This window comes from Atribacterota bacterium (assembly GCA_039638595.1).
Taxonomy (GTDB): Bacteria; Atribacterota; Atribacteria; order Atribacterales; family Caldatribacteriaceae; genus Profundicultor; species Profundicultor thermophilus.
In genome coordinates this window covers 14,442-28,516 of record JBDIWM010000003.1, presented here as the reverse complement: position 1 = coordinate 28,516, position 14,075 = coordinate 14,442, and the positions used below count along the sequence as shown (strand labels likewise).

Below are 14,075 nucleotides of genomic sequence, written 5' to 3'. Positions count from 1 at the left end.
CCATGGCTCTTTATTCAATGAAGGAACTGGTCGAACATGCCTGGAAAAACCGGTATGCGGTGGGATATTTCGAATCCTGGGACCTCATATCCACTCTGGCCGTCATCGACGCCGCCGAGAAAATGGCTGCGCCGGTCATTATCGGTTTTAACGGCGGTTTCCTGGTGAACCAGGAACGCAATGTGAAGGAAAACGTCTTTCACTACGGAGCAATGGGAAAAGCCATTGCCCACCATGCTCGAGTCCCCGTGGCGCTCCTTCTCAACGAGTGCCAGGATTTCCCCACCATGGTTCAGGGTATCCTAGCAGGTTTTAACGGAGTGATGTACACCAATGACCGGGGGCTCTCCCTGCAAAAAGCAATAGCTCTCGTAAAACGTACCATCGACGTGGCCCACACTTGCGGAGTGTACGTGGAAGGAGAAGTGGGTCACCTACCCACAGCCGATGGAGAAGAAAGATTGACAACAAAAGCTAACTTGAGCGACCCGGAGGAAGCCATCCAATTTGTGCGGGAAACTGGCGTAGATGCCCTCTCTGTCTCGGTGGGCAATGTCCATCTTTTGGAAAAAGGGAAGGCCCGTCTCAACCATAGCCTTATTGAGGCGATCGAAAAAGCCGTGCACGTTCCTCTGGTGCTCCACGGAGGAACCGGTATTGATGAACATGATATCAGGACCGCAATCAGCCTGGGAGTGAGCAAAATCAACGTGGGAACCTTACTCAAGAGGGTGTTTCTGGAATCACTCGCCAGTTCTTTCGCCGACCCCCAGGTGGAACACACCAATGTCCATGACCTTCTTGGTAGGGGCGGCAAGGACGATATTTTGAGCCGGGCCAGAACAAGGCTTGCCGAAGAGGCGTCTCGGTTCATAAGCCTTTTTGGTAGTGCGGGAAGAAAAGGTTTGGGGTGAAGTGCACATATGGTTACCGAAGTGGTGATGCCTTCCGCCGGACAGATCAGTGACAGGTTGCGGATCATCAGGTGGTGTAAAAAGGTCGGCGACGAAATCAAAAAGGGTGAAATCCTTTTTGAGATTGAAACCGATAAAGCCACCATGGAAATCGAGAGTTATCGGGACGGAGTGCTTCTGGCAGTGCTCTATCCCGAAAACCATTTGGTGGAAGTCGGGCAAGTGGTGGCCTATATCGGTGAAAAGGATGAGTTACTTCCCGAAAATGTCAGTCAGAGAGAAAAACCGGAAAAGAAAACGTCTCTTGTAACCCCAGAGCCAGAGATAAAAAGGGAACCAAGGGGAAAACCGCTGGCCTCTCCTTTAGCCAAAAGGCTGGCTCAAGAACACCACCTTGACCTCAGGGATATTTCCCAGATTTTCCCCAAAGCAGCTCTCAAAGGGGATGATGTGCGAGCGTTCCTCCAGAGAAACCCGAAAGAAAAAGCCAAAGACTGGTATTCCTTCCCCCTTTCTCCCGTACGAAAAGCCATCGCCCAGAGGGCGGTGCAGAGTGTTTCCTCTATCCCTCACTACACCATCTCCATCGAAGTGGAGATGTCGGAATGCATCAACCTGAGGCAGTACTTCAAGGAGAATTTCCAGATGAGAATCTCCTATAACGACCTCATCATGAAATGCGCTGCCCAGGCAGTGGAAAAATATCCTCTGGTAAACGCCGCCTTCGAAGAGGAACAGGTAAAGGTGTATACAAGTGTCAACTTTGGTCTGGTGGTGAGGGTGGAGGATGGGTTACTCATCCCGGTGGTCAAAGAAGTGGGTCGAAAATCGCTCCTTGAAGTTGCCCAGGAGAATGAAAAAAATATCCAAAAAGCCCGCAACGGAGAGTTAACCCCTGAAGACCTGGCACTGGGAACCATCACTCTTTCCAACTTAGGGATGTACGGCATAGACCGCTTCGTGGCCATCATCAACCCCCCACAAACCTGCATTCTGGCCGTAGGAAAGATTGCCGAACGCCCGGTTTATAGAGAAGGAAAAATTGTCGCTCGCCCCCTTGCGACCATCACTGCCTCCTTCGATCACCGTCTTATCGATGGAGCCTATGGGGCTGAGTTCTTGGTTTTGGTTCAAAAATTGCTGGAAGACCCATGGTTTCTGGCCGGAGAGTGAGGGTTTTTTAAAGTAACGAAGGCAAAAGGTCTGAGGGCAAAGCCTTCAAGCCCTTTTCTCTTTGGCTTTTTTGTTCTCGTACATCCTCCAATCGGCCACCTCCATCAAGACCTCCAGGGTTTTGCCATCCTCAGGGTACACACTGACTCCGGCCGAAAAACGAAGCGAGATGACCTCTTCCCCTTCCTCAAGGAAAAGGGGCTACGCTGCAGGCGTTCCAGAAGCTCCTGAGCCTTTTCTCCCGGAGTTTGGGGAAGTAAAAGCACAAACTCATCTCCACCGAAACGGGCCAGAGGGTCATTACGGCGGAGGTTAGCTCGAAGATGTTGTACAAAGAATGACAGCATCCTGTCACCAAAAAGATGGTCAAAGCGGTCGTTGATGGATTTAAAGTCATCCACGTCCAGAAAAACCAAAGAAAAAGGCCACTGATACCGTTCGACAAGAGGCAAAATTTCCTTTCCATTCTCCCGAAAAGCCTTGTGGTTCAGGGTCCCGGTCAGGAAATCATGAGAAAAAAGGTGGAGGGGTTCAGCTTCGGTTTGCATTCTATAACGGAGGAGTTCGAAGGTTTTCTGGAGTACTTGCACCCGCTGTATGTTTATGCCAGTGAAAGACTTCCCTCTCCTCCCGAACAGGAAAAGACTTGCAAGCTCACCAGATACAGTGCTTCTCTGTCCGTTTCTTCCGTCCTGCTCCGCTCCCACCACCACAAAAACTCTCTCCGTTCATCCTCTCAAGATACAAGGCTTCTTCCGCATCAAAAACGGACTTCAGCAATGTCACCACCTGACGCCAGAAAGCACCTGACCTAACTGAATCTCCCGTTAGTGCCCGATGAATAAGGTCAAGGAGGGTCCGCTGAAAAAGATGGTCACGCTGGAGTTCTTCCCAGTGGTACATTTCCTGGGTGACATCGATACCCGAGAAGGCAAAACCCGGCACCGCACCAGCTGAATCCAAAAGAGTCCGGTAATTCCAGCGGATTGCCGCATTTCGCCCCTAGTATTGAGAATCTTGATAAAGCGCTCACGCTCGGGAATTGGTTCACCCTCCCGAAGTTTGCGAAAAATCAACTCTCCCTGCACCCGTTCTCCGTCCTTGAAAAAACCTTCCAAGGTCTTTCCCAAAATAGCTTTTCTTTTAAATCCCAGAGGAACACTCCCTGTCCGATTGATGTACTGCACTTTCCCCTCTTCATCAAGGATAAGGAAAATATCCCGCACGGCTTCCAGGTAGTTTCGCAATCGTTGCCATTCCCGATAGAGGGACAACCAGTGACTTTGGCTCTTCGCAACATCTTCCAGTTCAAAAATGATTCCGGTTTCATTCTCAGGCATGGGGAAAAGAGGAGTGACTCGCACCAGAACTTCTTTTCCTTCCTTAGTCCTCAGCCAGAGCAAGACACGTTCACTTTTCCCCTCCCGAATTTTCCAAAAATAGTCCCAGGCCTTTTCCTGTATTGCCGAGGGAAGAAACTGGACAAAAGAACGGCCTTTAAGGTCTAAAGGCATATATCCCAAAAGGTTGGTGCCTTTTTCGTTAATTCCCTGAATCCATCCTTCTCGGTCCAGAAAAAGAGCCGGCTTATTTATTTGTTCCAACAATGCTTCGATCCCTAGATACAAAGATTGCTTTTTTTCCTGTCAGACCCCCAGAAGCAAAAACAGGGACCCACCTACAAGTAGCGCTCAATGCAAGGCTTCCTGTAACACTAAGAGCGACGGATACTCCAGGAGGAAAAGCGCTTCTCCTAAAAAACAAACCGCAACCCCATCCAGAAAATGTCGAACGGAAGACTCCAAAGAGGCACCAGTACGAGAAAAATGCCAGCAAAAGAATCACCAGGCTATTCACCATAAACCGCCAGGACAGAAGAAAAGTCCTACTCAGGACCAGAAAAAATCCGTGAAAAAGAAAAGTGGCAACGAATAACGAAAGCAAAAAGAGCGTTTTTTTCTTTCTCTTCTCTTGAGAGAACTCCTCCGGAGAACGATAATGCCTTTCCACCTTGTCCCCCCAACTTTCTTCCCCGGAATCCATATTATATTGTATTTACCAAACCTTTGCAGAACAAATCACGCGGCTATCGTTTCTCGTAAGGCTTGTAATCCGAAGGTGGAAGCGCTTTTCCGACAAACCCGCAAAGCACCAGAATCGTCACCACATAAGGAAAAAGAAGGATAATCTGCGAGGGAAGGACCCCCAAAGCCTGCACACGCATCTGCAGCGCATCGGTGAAGCCAAAAAGGAGGCTGGCCAGAAAACACCCCAGAGGTGTCCATTTCCCAAAAATCATGGCTGCCAGGCCCATAAAGCCCCGGCCACTGGTCATGCCCCAGGCAAAGAAACTAAGGTGCGCAAGCGACAGGAATATTCCCCCCAACCCCGCAATTCCTGAACCGAGGGTCACGAAAAACATCCGGTAACGAAAGACATTGACTCCCGCGGTATCGGCTGCCTGAGGATTTTCTCCTACCGCCCGGAGCCGCAATCCCCAGGGAGTATGAAAGAGAAAAAGGTGAGAGAGGACAATCAAGAGGAAAGCAATATAGACCAGGGCTGTGTTTTCACCCAAAAGCCGTTCAAGGTACGGCATCCGAAAAAGTGGTAAACTCACCACGCTCCCCGAAGCCCCTCGAGAACCCCAGATTTTCTGACACAGAAACGCACTAAAACCTAAACCAAAGACATTGATTCCGGTTCCCACTACAACCTGGTTACCATGGTATTTGACAGTGAGAAGAGCTATCACAAAACCCAAAACAATCCCAGAAAGGACTCCGCTTGCCAACCCTATCCAGGGATTTCCGCCCAGGAAAGTGGCTAAAACCGCAAAAAAGGCAGAATTGAGCATGATTCCCTCAAGACCAATATTGATCACCCCGGCCCGCTCGCAGAACATCCCTCCCAGCGCGGCGAAGAGCACCGGCATGGACATCCGTAGCATAGCCTGGAAAAGACTTAAACTCAAAATCTCCATTTTTTACCGACCTCTACTCCGAAAGAGCAAAATCTGCATTAAGCGGGGAGCAGCGACGAGGAGAATCACCAGAGCCTGGATGATGAGAGAAAGGTCAAGCGGTACCTTGGTGACCCGGGACATGGTCATTCCCCCAGCCCGCAACATGCCAAAAAGAAGGGAAGCCAGAATACACCCCAGAGGATGAAGTCGCCCTACCAGACTCACCGCAATACCGTCCCAGCCGTATCCAGGGGAAAACCCATCCACGAACTTTCCATGTACCCCCAGTACTTCTCCGGCTCCACCGATACCAGCCACGAAGCCACTTAAAAGGAAGGCCAGAATCTGACGCGAGGGAACCGAAATCCCCCGGTTCTCCGCCACCAGAGGATTCAGACCCACTGCCCGCACCTGAAAACCAAGATAAGTCCGGAAAAGAAAGTAAAAAACGAGTATCGAAAAGATGAGAGCGAGAATAAAGGCAAAAGAAAGCTGCGTCGGTGGAAGAATCCGGGGAAGAAGGGCTGTGACCCGCACTGGATTAGTCTGTGCCACCCATCCAGGGGCCTTCAACGGATAATTCACGAAATAACTTGTAAGATACGAAGCGATGTAACTCATCATCATGGTGGTGATGACTTCGTGGGCCCCAAGGTAGGTCTTAATGAGCGCAGGAATCAAGGCCCACAGTGCTCCTCCCATCCCCCCACCAAGAAGTGCTAAAAGCAAATGCAGAGGGAATGGTAAAGAAGTAATCGCCGTTCCCAGAATCGCTGCCAAAAAGGCTCCGATAAGAAGTTGCCCCTCAATCCCAATGTTGAAAATACCGGCTCGAAAAGAAAGCAAAAACGAAAGCGAAGTGAAAAGAATGGGCGTGGCCTGGGTCAGAGTTTGTCCAAAGGCGTTGCGACTCCCAAAGGCTCCCCGGAAAAGGGCGGAAAAAGCCCGTAGAGGTGGATAACCGGTTACGAAAAGCACCAGAAACCCTAAAAGAAAGGCCAAGAGAATGGCCAAAATTTCTAATACAAATGGAAACTCAAAAAAGCGCCGGCTACGAAGCCGCAAAGGACTTCCCTCCCATGAGAAGCCCAAACTGGTACTCGTCACTCTCTGGACTCAGTTCCCCGATAATCCTTCCTTCATAAAGTACCAGCACCCGGTCACTCAAAACCCGAATTTCATCAAGGTCAGCAGAAATAAGGATAATTCCCTTTCCCTGGTTTTTCAACTCCAGAATCTTCCGGTGCAGGTACTCCGTGGCTGCCACATCAAGGCCTCGAGTCGGCTGACAGGCCAGAAGGACCGAAACTGGATGGGATAATTCCCGGGCTAGAACCACTTTTTGCTGGTTTCCTCCGCTTAATGTCCGCACCAGGGCATCGCCCCCGGGGGTGGCAATCTCAAACTCCTGGATGAGCGAAGAGGCAAACTCTTGCAAGGTTGGCAAATGCAGTGTGAGAAAGCTTCGCCGCAATGGTGGCTCATCTTCAAACCCCAGTATCATGTTCTCCATCACGGTAAAATCAAAGATGGTCCCCCGACGATGGCGATCTTCCGGGATGTGGGCTAAACCCCTTTTAATTCTCTCTTTGACTGAAAGGTGCGTGATGTCTTCCCCATTGAGCACCATTTTTCCTTGCCTCACCCGACGAAGTCCTACAATGGCCTCGGCAAGCTCAGTTTGCCCATTCCCCTCCACCCCAGCAATCCCCAAAATCTCATACCGGTGAACCTGAAAGCTCACCCCCCGAAGCGCCTTACCCTTCTCAGGCAATGTCGAGATACCCTCAACGGAAAAAACCACCTCTTCACTCGGCTTTTTTCCCCTGGGAAGCTCAAAAAACACCCTTCGCCCCACCATCATTTCCGCCAGACTCTCCGGTGTGGCTTCCTTGATCGCACAGGTTCCCACCTTTTTCCCCCGGCGCAGGACTGTCACCCGATCACAGAGGGCAAAAACCTCCCGCAACTTGTGGGAAATAAAGATAATGGTCTTCCCCTGCTTTTTGAGAGTCAAAAGGTAGGCAATAAGCTGATCCACTTCCTGTGGGGTAAGGACAGTGGTGGGTTCGTCAAAAATCAAAATCGACGCCCCCCGGTACAACATCTTGAGGATTTCCACCCTCTGCTGTAGGCCAAGGGGGAGGTTGCTGACTCTTTCGTTCAGGTCAATACGAAGTCCGGTTTGGTGAAGTAGCTCTTCAATGCGTCGCAAGGCTTCCTGACGTCCGAGGAATATTCCCCGTCGTGGTTCCTGCCCCAGAATGATATTCTCAAACACCCGAAGCTGGGGAACCAGAGTCAGGTTCTGGTGAACCATACCAATCCCAAGGCGAATGGCCTGGGAGGGGCTACCGATGGAAACCTCCTGACCTCGCACGAAAATCCTACCTTCATCGGGGCGGTAAAGCCCGTAAATCACACTCATGAGCACCGACTTTCCCGCCCCATTTTCGCCTAAAATTCCGTGAATTTCTCCCTCTTCGATATCGAGGTCAATATGGTCGTTGGCCAGAACCCCCGGAAAACTCTTAGTAAGGCTCCGAACCTGTAACGCAAAGGCCATCTTTCAATCTTTACTGGAACTCTGGCGGACGAGGAACCTTGATTGCTCCTTGGGCCACTTTTTCTCTGGCTTCGAGCACCTTGTCCATCACTTCTTTGGGAATTGCTACCGCATGGGTAAATCCGAACCGTTCCTCCCACAGAGGTTGTTCCTCAGGGATCCGGCAATTGCCGATCCATCCTTCAGCAATTCCCTTTTCAAAGATTCCTCCCTGGAACGTTCCGGAGAAGGCTGCTTTGATGGTCTCATACACTGCCACATCCACTCGCTTGGTCATACTGGCAAAAATATGGCTCCCCAGGTAACATTGGCAGGCATCCACCCCCATGGCAAAAACTCCTCGCTCTTTGGCTGCCTCCAGAGCTCCCAAACCGCTTTTTCCAGCCGCCGCCCAGATGACATCACAGCCCTGGTCAATAAGAGACAGAGCTAGCTCCTTCCCTTTGGTGGGGTCAGCCCATCCCCCCACATACACCGTGGGTAACACCACCGCTTTCGTATTGGCCCACTTCACTCCTTCTTCAAATCCGATAAAGAAATCCCGAATCAGGGGGATGTCCATACCACCCACGATGCCGATTTTCTTGGTTTTAGTCATATACGCTGCTTCCACTCCTAACAGGAAACCACCTTCGTTAGCCTTAAAAAGAAGAGAGGCCACATTGGGCTGGTTGACCACCATATCCACAATGGCAAACTTCTGATTAGGAAATTCCTGGGCAATCATATTCAACGCATCGGCCTGGTCGAATCCCACACAGACGATGATTTCGTATTCCCCTGACGAAGCAAAATCTCTCTGATACCCCTCATACTCAGCAATAGCTTTTGGTTCTACGTAATCGAGTTCCACCCCTAATTCTTCCTTCGCTTTAAGTGCTCCGGCATAGGAAATATCATTAAACGATTTATCCCCCAGACCACCGGTGGCTAAGATCAACCCAATCCTTCCCGCTCCTTCAGCAAAGGCAAAAGAGAAGAAAAGCAAACCAAACAAAAGAACTGTGATTAAACCTTTTCGTATTCCTTTCATTCCCATTTCCCTCCCCACTACCTGGATTTTTTTCATTGTATATCTCCATCTCCAAAAACACAAGGAGAGGTTCAGCTGGCTCCCTGGTCATGCGTTTCTCCTCTTATGAGAATTGAGCCACAAAATGGTGTCTTTAGCGTAAACCCTGAACACGGACAACGTTGAGAAACAAAAAGCGGAGAAAGAGGACTCGTCCTCTTTCTCCGCTTCAGTAGTGGTTGGATAAAACCAAATCTACCTTCTTCCCTGGCGATTCTGCTCTCGACCAGCTTGGTTTTGCTCTCTTCCCCACTGATTACCGCTTCCATCCTGGGGACCACTCTGGTGGCCCTGGCCTGAAGCGTTCCCGTTACCAGCATTTCCACTGCCACCATTCCCACTACCGGAACTTCCGTTACCAGCACCATTGCCATTGCTGTTGCCACTCCCATCCCGCAGGGTCACTCGATTGCGGTTTCGATACTGGTTTTTGGTTTTAGGGCCAGGTGTTCCACCCCAGACCGGCTTCCCGTTGGCATCACGCAGGGTTAGGGTTACGGTATTACCATTTTGATTTTTGCTCACGCTGTAAGCCACGAACGTATTTCCGCTAGTGCGTTCTCCCACGACGGTGACCTCATCTCCCACGTTTACCGAGAACTCCCCCACAAACCATGTCGGACCAAGCTCAACCGTAAGAATTTCCTCACCCACCCGAACCTGCAAACCGGTGCTAGGAGCTACCAAGTCAATACTGATGACGGTCCCAGTCAACGATTCCGTATTACCGGTAAGATTCTGGCCCCAGTTGTTTTGAGCTAAAACCGAGGCCGAAAGTCCCAGCACGAAAAGGCCAGCGAACACCACTCCTAGAAAACGATTCTTCCACACTCCCGTTCACCTCTTTCTCATTTTTTACGAATATCTTAAAAACAATGTTTGACCAAAAAAAGAAGAAATAATGACAGAATTGTAAAATTCGCTGGCTCTCTCCATAGACGAAGAAATCGCAGTCAAAAAAATTTTACGTTCGCTTCATGTTCGCTTAAGGGAAGAATTTTATACTCTTCCCAACAATAGAAAGGAGGTATTTTCATGCGGCGCACAGTGTGGATTGTTTTCGTGTGTGTCTTGGTGTTGTGGGTTAACCTTGCAGGAGCCCAGGAAAGTTTTCAGGGCGTGGTGTTTGAGGATCGGAACGGAAACGGTCTTCGGGATGCTGGTGAACCCGGAATTCCCAACGTCTGCGTCTCGAATGGGGTTGAAGTGGTGGCAACCGATGGCGAAGGTCGTTATAGTCTTCCCCGAAAGGACGAGATGGTGGTTTTTGTGATTAAACCTGCGGACTACAACCTTCCGGTCAACGCAAAGAACATCCCTCAGTTTTTCTATGTCCATCGACCCAATGGTTCACCTGATTTTATCCAGGATTACGAGGGATTTGCCTCCACTGGGGAGCTCCCTGCCTCGGTGGACTTCCCGCTCCTTCCTGGGAAAAAGAACGATTCTTTCAAAGCTCTTATCATCGGTGATACTCAAGTGACCGACCACCGGGAAATCGGGTACCTGCGGGATTCGCTGGTCAAAGAAGTTCAGGGAACCGATGCCGCGTTTGCCCTCGTTCTTGGGGACAACGTTAATGACGTCCTGGGACTCTATGACCGGTACCTTCAGGTTATGGCAGGAATGGGTATTCCCACCTTTTACGTCCTGGGTAATCACGATATAAACTTTTACTCTCAAAATGACCAGTACAGCGCAGAAACCTACACCAAGATGGTAATGCCCCCATACTACGCCTTTAACGTTGGTAATGTCCACTTTGTGGTCCTTGACAATGTGGTATGGGATGGCAAAGCCTACTATGGAGCAATCAGCGAAGAACAACTCAACTTTCTAAAGAATGACCTGGCCATGGTTCCAGCCGACAATCTCCTCGTGATTGCCATGCATATCCCCCTTATCTCCTATATGGATCGGAATGCCGAGAAACACCAGGTGAAAAATCGGGAAGATCTCTTTACTCTCCTTCAGGGAAGAAAAGTACTCTTTCTCGCTGGTCATACCCATACCTTAGAACGATTGTACCCTGAAACTACGATCGACGGATGGTCACCAAATCTTCCTTTCCCCCAGATCATTCCTGGTGCAGCTTGCGGTTCCTGGTGGAGTGGTCCTAAGGATAAATATGCCATTCCCTTCGCCTATCAGCGAGACGCAGCCCCCAAAGGGTACATGATTTTCGAATTTGAAGGTGCTAATTGGAAAGAAACCTATAAGGTTCTGAACCAACCCTTCGAAGACCAAATCAATATTTCCTTCTTCATAAATGACCGGGTGGAGCGAAGGCTCAAGGAACCGGCGCTTCCCGAAAGCACTTTCCTGCGCGGCGACCTCATCGGAGTCCACGTGGTGGCGAATGTGTTCTGTGACGCTACCGAGGTACAGTGCACCGTCGACGGTCAAATCACCCATACCATGACCCGTCATTCTCTCCCTGACCCGATCATGAACTGGTACATGAAAGACCTCCCCGAGTGGATGCGACCAGTCGGTTCCACCCACACTTACTGGGCTCCGCTTCCTTCCACTCTTGAACCAGGAATCCATACCGTTACCGTCACCGCCAAAGACCGTTACGGCCGGAAATACCAGGAAAAACGCCTTTTTGAAGTGTGGTAAAGAAAAGGAGGAGGGCTCTGCCCCTCCTCCTTTTCAACTTCTTCCAGCGTTTTTGAGCCCCTTATACCCTCAAAGCAAGGAATTCACCACCCCCTTCTTCGGTTATACACAAAAAATGCACCAGTAGAGGAGGTTTTACCGATGTGCACCATGAAAAAGGTCATCCGGTTTTTAATGGCTTTTCTCCTACTGTTCTTGACTCTCCCCCTTTGGGCAATCAATATGGGAAACACCATCCCCCCCTTCGAAGTCCTCTCTCAGGACGAAGAACCACTCACCGAAAAAGACCTCCTGGGTAAAATCACAGTCCTCTTTTATGATAACCGACGCACAGCTGCAGTGAACAATGACCTTAAATACGAAATCAGCGACTTTCGGGAACAAAATCTTCCCCTTCTTGAAAACCTTCAGGTGGTACAGGTAGTCGACGCTTCGAGTGCCAATTTTCTTACCCGAACCATCTGGAAACGGAAACTGCGCGAAAATGCCAGAAAATATGGCGTTGACCTCTATGCGGACTGGAACGGAGCCATGCGTCAGTCCTTCGGTTTCGATACCAAGGAGAGTAACGTCCTTGTGGTTGATCCGCGGGGGATGGTACGTTACGCCCTCCTCGGGAAAGTGGCTACAAGCGAGAAAGAGAAGCTCTTAATCCTTCTCCTTGCCATAGGAGAAGAGAGTGAAAAACAGAAAAGAGCGCAAACCAAAGAGGTGACAATCCCCTGACTTGCCTCTAAACACCTGGACAAGACGAAAGCCGATTCTCGTTCTAAAGACCCAAATGGACAAAGAAACTGAAAAATCGACAATGATGGTCTAAAAACGACGAGCAAAAGTACGCTCATACAGGACCACAATGGCGGTGGTTACCAAAACGAGCACCACCGCCAGAGCATTGGCTTCCTGAAGGTTAACCGAGATTTCGGACATCTGGGTATAGATAAGAAGGGGCATGATATTCACGCCCGTTCCCACCAGGGCAAAAGCAGTGCCAAAGGCACCCATGGAAACGGCAAAAAGCAGACTCGACCCCGCCAAAAGCGAGGGTCGAACCAAGGGAAAAATGACCCGGAAAAAGGCTTTAATCCGTTCCATCCCCAAAATTTCTGCCGCTTCAAGAAGGCTCCAATCTACCTCTGACCACGCCGCAATCATGACCAAAATCATGCGTGGAATGAGAAAGTAAAGATAGGCCACAACCAGTCCCCGCCAGGTAAAAAGGAACGACGAAAACTCAAGCGTATCAATACCAAAAAGCCGTGAAAGCAGGATGGTAATAAACCCGGAGTTCCCCAAAAGAATGATGAAGGCGTAGGCGATAACCAAGCCGGAGAAGGTAAGTGGCAAAGCTAAAAGGGCCAAAAAGACTTCCTTGGTTTTGGGGTCGGTTCTATACAGGGCATATGAAAGCGGCAAACCTATAAGCGTTCCCAAAAGCGTCGTTGAGATGGAAAGAAGAAAACTATTCTTGAGCGACTCCCTATACAGCTTTCTGGTAAAAACTCGGGTATAGGCACTCCAGTCCAAACCTATCTCCCCTCGGATACTCTCCCAGACTACAAATACCAGAGGAACGACAAGAAAGAAGAGAAACCAAAATCCGACAGGGAGTAAAAGCCACCATACCCTTCTCCGGCTCCACATGCTATTCTTCTCCTAACACCTTGCTTCCCCAGAGTTTTGCCGCTTCAGGCTGAACCTTTTGTGCCTTCACCCAATCGATATCAATTGCCTTTGCATACTCCTCGGCTGGCAAGAACTTACTCTGGACTTCGGGTGGCAATTCCACATCATCAAGAATCGGACGGACAAACCCTTCGGCAAAGGTGAGCTGGCCCTCACGACTCATGATGAAGTTAAGCCATAACTTCCCAGCGTTCGGATGTGGCCCACCCTTGACGAGACTGATAGCGTATGGCGCAGTGATGGTCCCCTCTTTGGGAATCACGATCGCCACATCATCACCCAGACCTCCGATGTACTTTGCCCGATACCCGTTGAAGTCATACGTAATCCACACCGGGATTTCCCCCTTCACGAATTTATCGTATTCGGTGGTCTTTTCAATGAGACGAATGTTTTCCTTTTGCAATTCCGCAAGGTAAGAAATACCTGGCATGAGGTCATCCACGCTTCCACCTAAGGCGTGCGCCGTCGCCAAAACGATGGCAAACCCAATCCCGGTAGTGCGCGGGTCAAGATACACCACGCTCTTGCGGAAAGCCGGGTCCAGAAGGTCCTTCCAGCCCTCCGGTATTTTGCGAACCAACCTGGTATTGACCACAAAGACCACGGTTCCCTTGTGAATACTGAACCAATGCCCTTCCGTATCGCGCAAGAGCTCTGGAATTTTCTCAAAGTTGACGGGAATGAACCCTTCCGTCAAACCCTTCTCTTTCGCTGAAGCCCCAAAGGGCATAAAATAATAGGCGGTATCAGCATTGGGACGATTCTTCTCCTTTTCTAAACGAACGACAGTAGCACCACTTCCCAAATCGTTATAGACGATTTCGATGTCGTAACGCTGGGTAAATTTTTTGAACACTCCCGCCCAGTTCGCCCAGGTCGGACCGGTATCATAGCTCACCACAATGCCACCCTCGGCCCTGGCTTTTTCCAGGAGTTCTTTTTCTCCCGGATAAAGTTCTTCTTCTAAAGCCAAAGCGACTCCCAAAAACGCCACGACCAAAATCACACACAGAACCAAACCCACGTACTTGCGCATGCCTATCGCCTCCCTTTCAAACGAGGTATATCCCGACA

General features: G+C 49.9%; 13 protein-coding genes. 4 read left to right on the top strand and 9 right to left on the bottom strand.

Annotated features, from left to right (window positions below):
- Positions 1-2: 2 nt before the first annotated feature.
- Both ABDK92_01480 and ABDK92_01475 read left to right on the top strand, forming a co-directional pair.
- A complete protein-coding gene (locus ABDK92_01480) occupies positions 3-914 on the top strand; it encodes a class II fructose-bisphosphate aldolase (GenBank protein MEN3185294.1) in 912 nt (303 codons plus the stop codon).
- A gap of 9 nt (positions 915-923) precedes the next feature.
- Complete coding sequence (locus ABDK92_01475) at positions 924-2,087, top strand: dihydrolipoamide acetyltransferase family protein (protein MEN3185293.1); 1,164 nt, start codon at positions 924-926, stop codon at positions 2,085-2,087.
- Positions 2,088-2,191: 104 nt separating this feature from the next.
- Here the strand turns inward: ABDK92_01475 and ABDK92_01470 are convergent, their stop codons facing one another.
- From ABDK92_01470 to ABDK92_01440, 7 genes are all read right to left on the bottom strand, one after another.
- On the bottom strand, positions 2,192-2,800 hold the full coding sequence (locus ABDK92_01470) for a GGDEF domain-containing protein (GenBank protein ID MEN3185292.1): 609 nt from the start codon (positions 2,798-2,800) through the stop codon (positions 2,192-2,194).
- Between the two features lie 114 nt (positions 2,801-2,914).
- Positions 2,915-3,691: a PAS domain S-box protein gene (locus ABDK92_01465; protein ID MEN3185291.1), complete on the bottom strand. Its 777-nt coding sequence runs from the start codon at positions 3,689-3,691 to the stop codon at positions 2,915-2,917.
- A 482-nt stretch (positions 3,692-4,173) separates the two neighbouring features.
- Complete coding sequence (locus ABDK92_01460) at positions 4,174-5,070, bottom strand: ABC transporter permease (GenBank protein MEN3185290.1); 897 nt, start codon at positions 5,068-5,070, stop codon at positions 4,174-4,176.
- A 3-nt stretch (positions 5,071-5,073) separates the two neighbouring features.
- The gene (locus ABDK92_01455) at positions 5,074-6,117 is read right to left on the bottom strand and encodes an ABC transporter permease (GenBank protein ID MEN3185289.1); all 1,044 of its coding nucleotides are present in this window, start codon (positions 6,115-6,117) and stop codon (positions 5,074-5,076) included.
- A complete protein-coding gene (locus tag ABDK92_01450) occupies positions 6,104-7,618 on the bottom strand; it encodes an ABC transporter ATP-binding protein (GenBank protein ID MEN3185288.1) in 1,515 nt (504 codons plus the stop codon). The genes ABDK92_01455 and ABDK92_01450 overlap by 14 nt, the downstream gene beginning before the upstream one ends.
- A 10-nt stretch (positions 7,619-7,628) precedes the next feature.
- The gene (locus ABDK92_01445) at positions 7,629-8,651 is read right to left on the bottom strand and encodes a BMP family ABC transporter substrate-binding protein (GenBank protein MEN3185287.1); all 1,023 of its coding nucleotides are present in this window, start codon (positions 8,649-8,651) and stop codon (positions 7,629-7,631) included.
- Positions 8,652-8,885: 234 nt separating this feature from the next.
- Positions 8,886-9,521, bottom strand: a complete 636-nt coding sequence (locus ABDK92_01440) for a hypothetical protein (protein ID MEN3185286.1) — start codon at positions 9,519-9,521, stop codon at positions 8,886-8,888.
- 204 nt (positions 9,522-9,725) lie between these two features.
- Between ABDK92_01440 and ABDK92_01435 the strand changes: the two genes are divergently transcribed.
- Together ABDK92_01435 and ABDK92_01430 are read left to right on the top strand one after the other, a co-directional pair.
- Positions 9,726-11,312, top strand: a complete 1,587-nt coding sequence (locus tag ABDK92_01435; GenBank protein MEN3185285.1) for a calcineurin-like phosphoesterase family protein — start codon at positions 9,726-9,728, stop codon at positions 11,310-11,312.
- 141 nt (positions 11,313-11,453) lie between these two features.
- Positions 11,454-12,038, top strand: coding sequence for a YtfJ family protein (locus tag ABDK92_01430; GenBank protein MEN3185284.1), 585 nt, complete (start codon positions 11,454-11,456; stop codon positions 12,036-12,038).
- A gap of 90 nt (positions 12,039-12,128) precedes the next feature.
- Here the strand turns inward: ABDK92_01430 and ABDK92_01425 are convergent, their stop codons facing one another.
- Positions 12,129-12,956 (bottom strand): ABC transporter permease subunit, encoded by an 828-nt coding sequence (locus tag ABDK92_01425; GenBank protein ID MEN3185283.1) that lies wholly within the window; start codon positions 12,954-12,956, stop codon positions 12,129-12,131.
- Between the two features lies 1 nt (position 12,957).
- A complete protein-coding gene (locus ABDK92_01420; GenBank protein ID MEN3185282.1) occupies positions 12,958-14,037 on the bottom strand; it encodes an extracellular solute-binding protein in 1,080 nt (359 codons plus the stop codon).
- Positions 14,038-14,075: the final 38 nt, after the last annotated feature.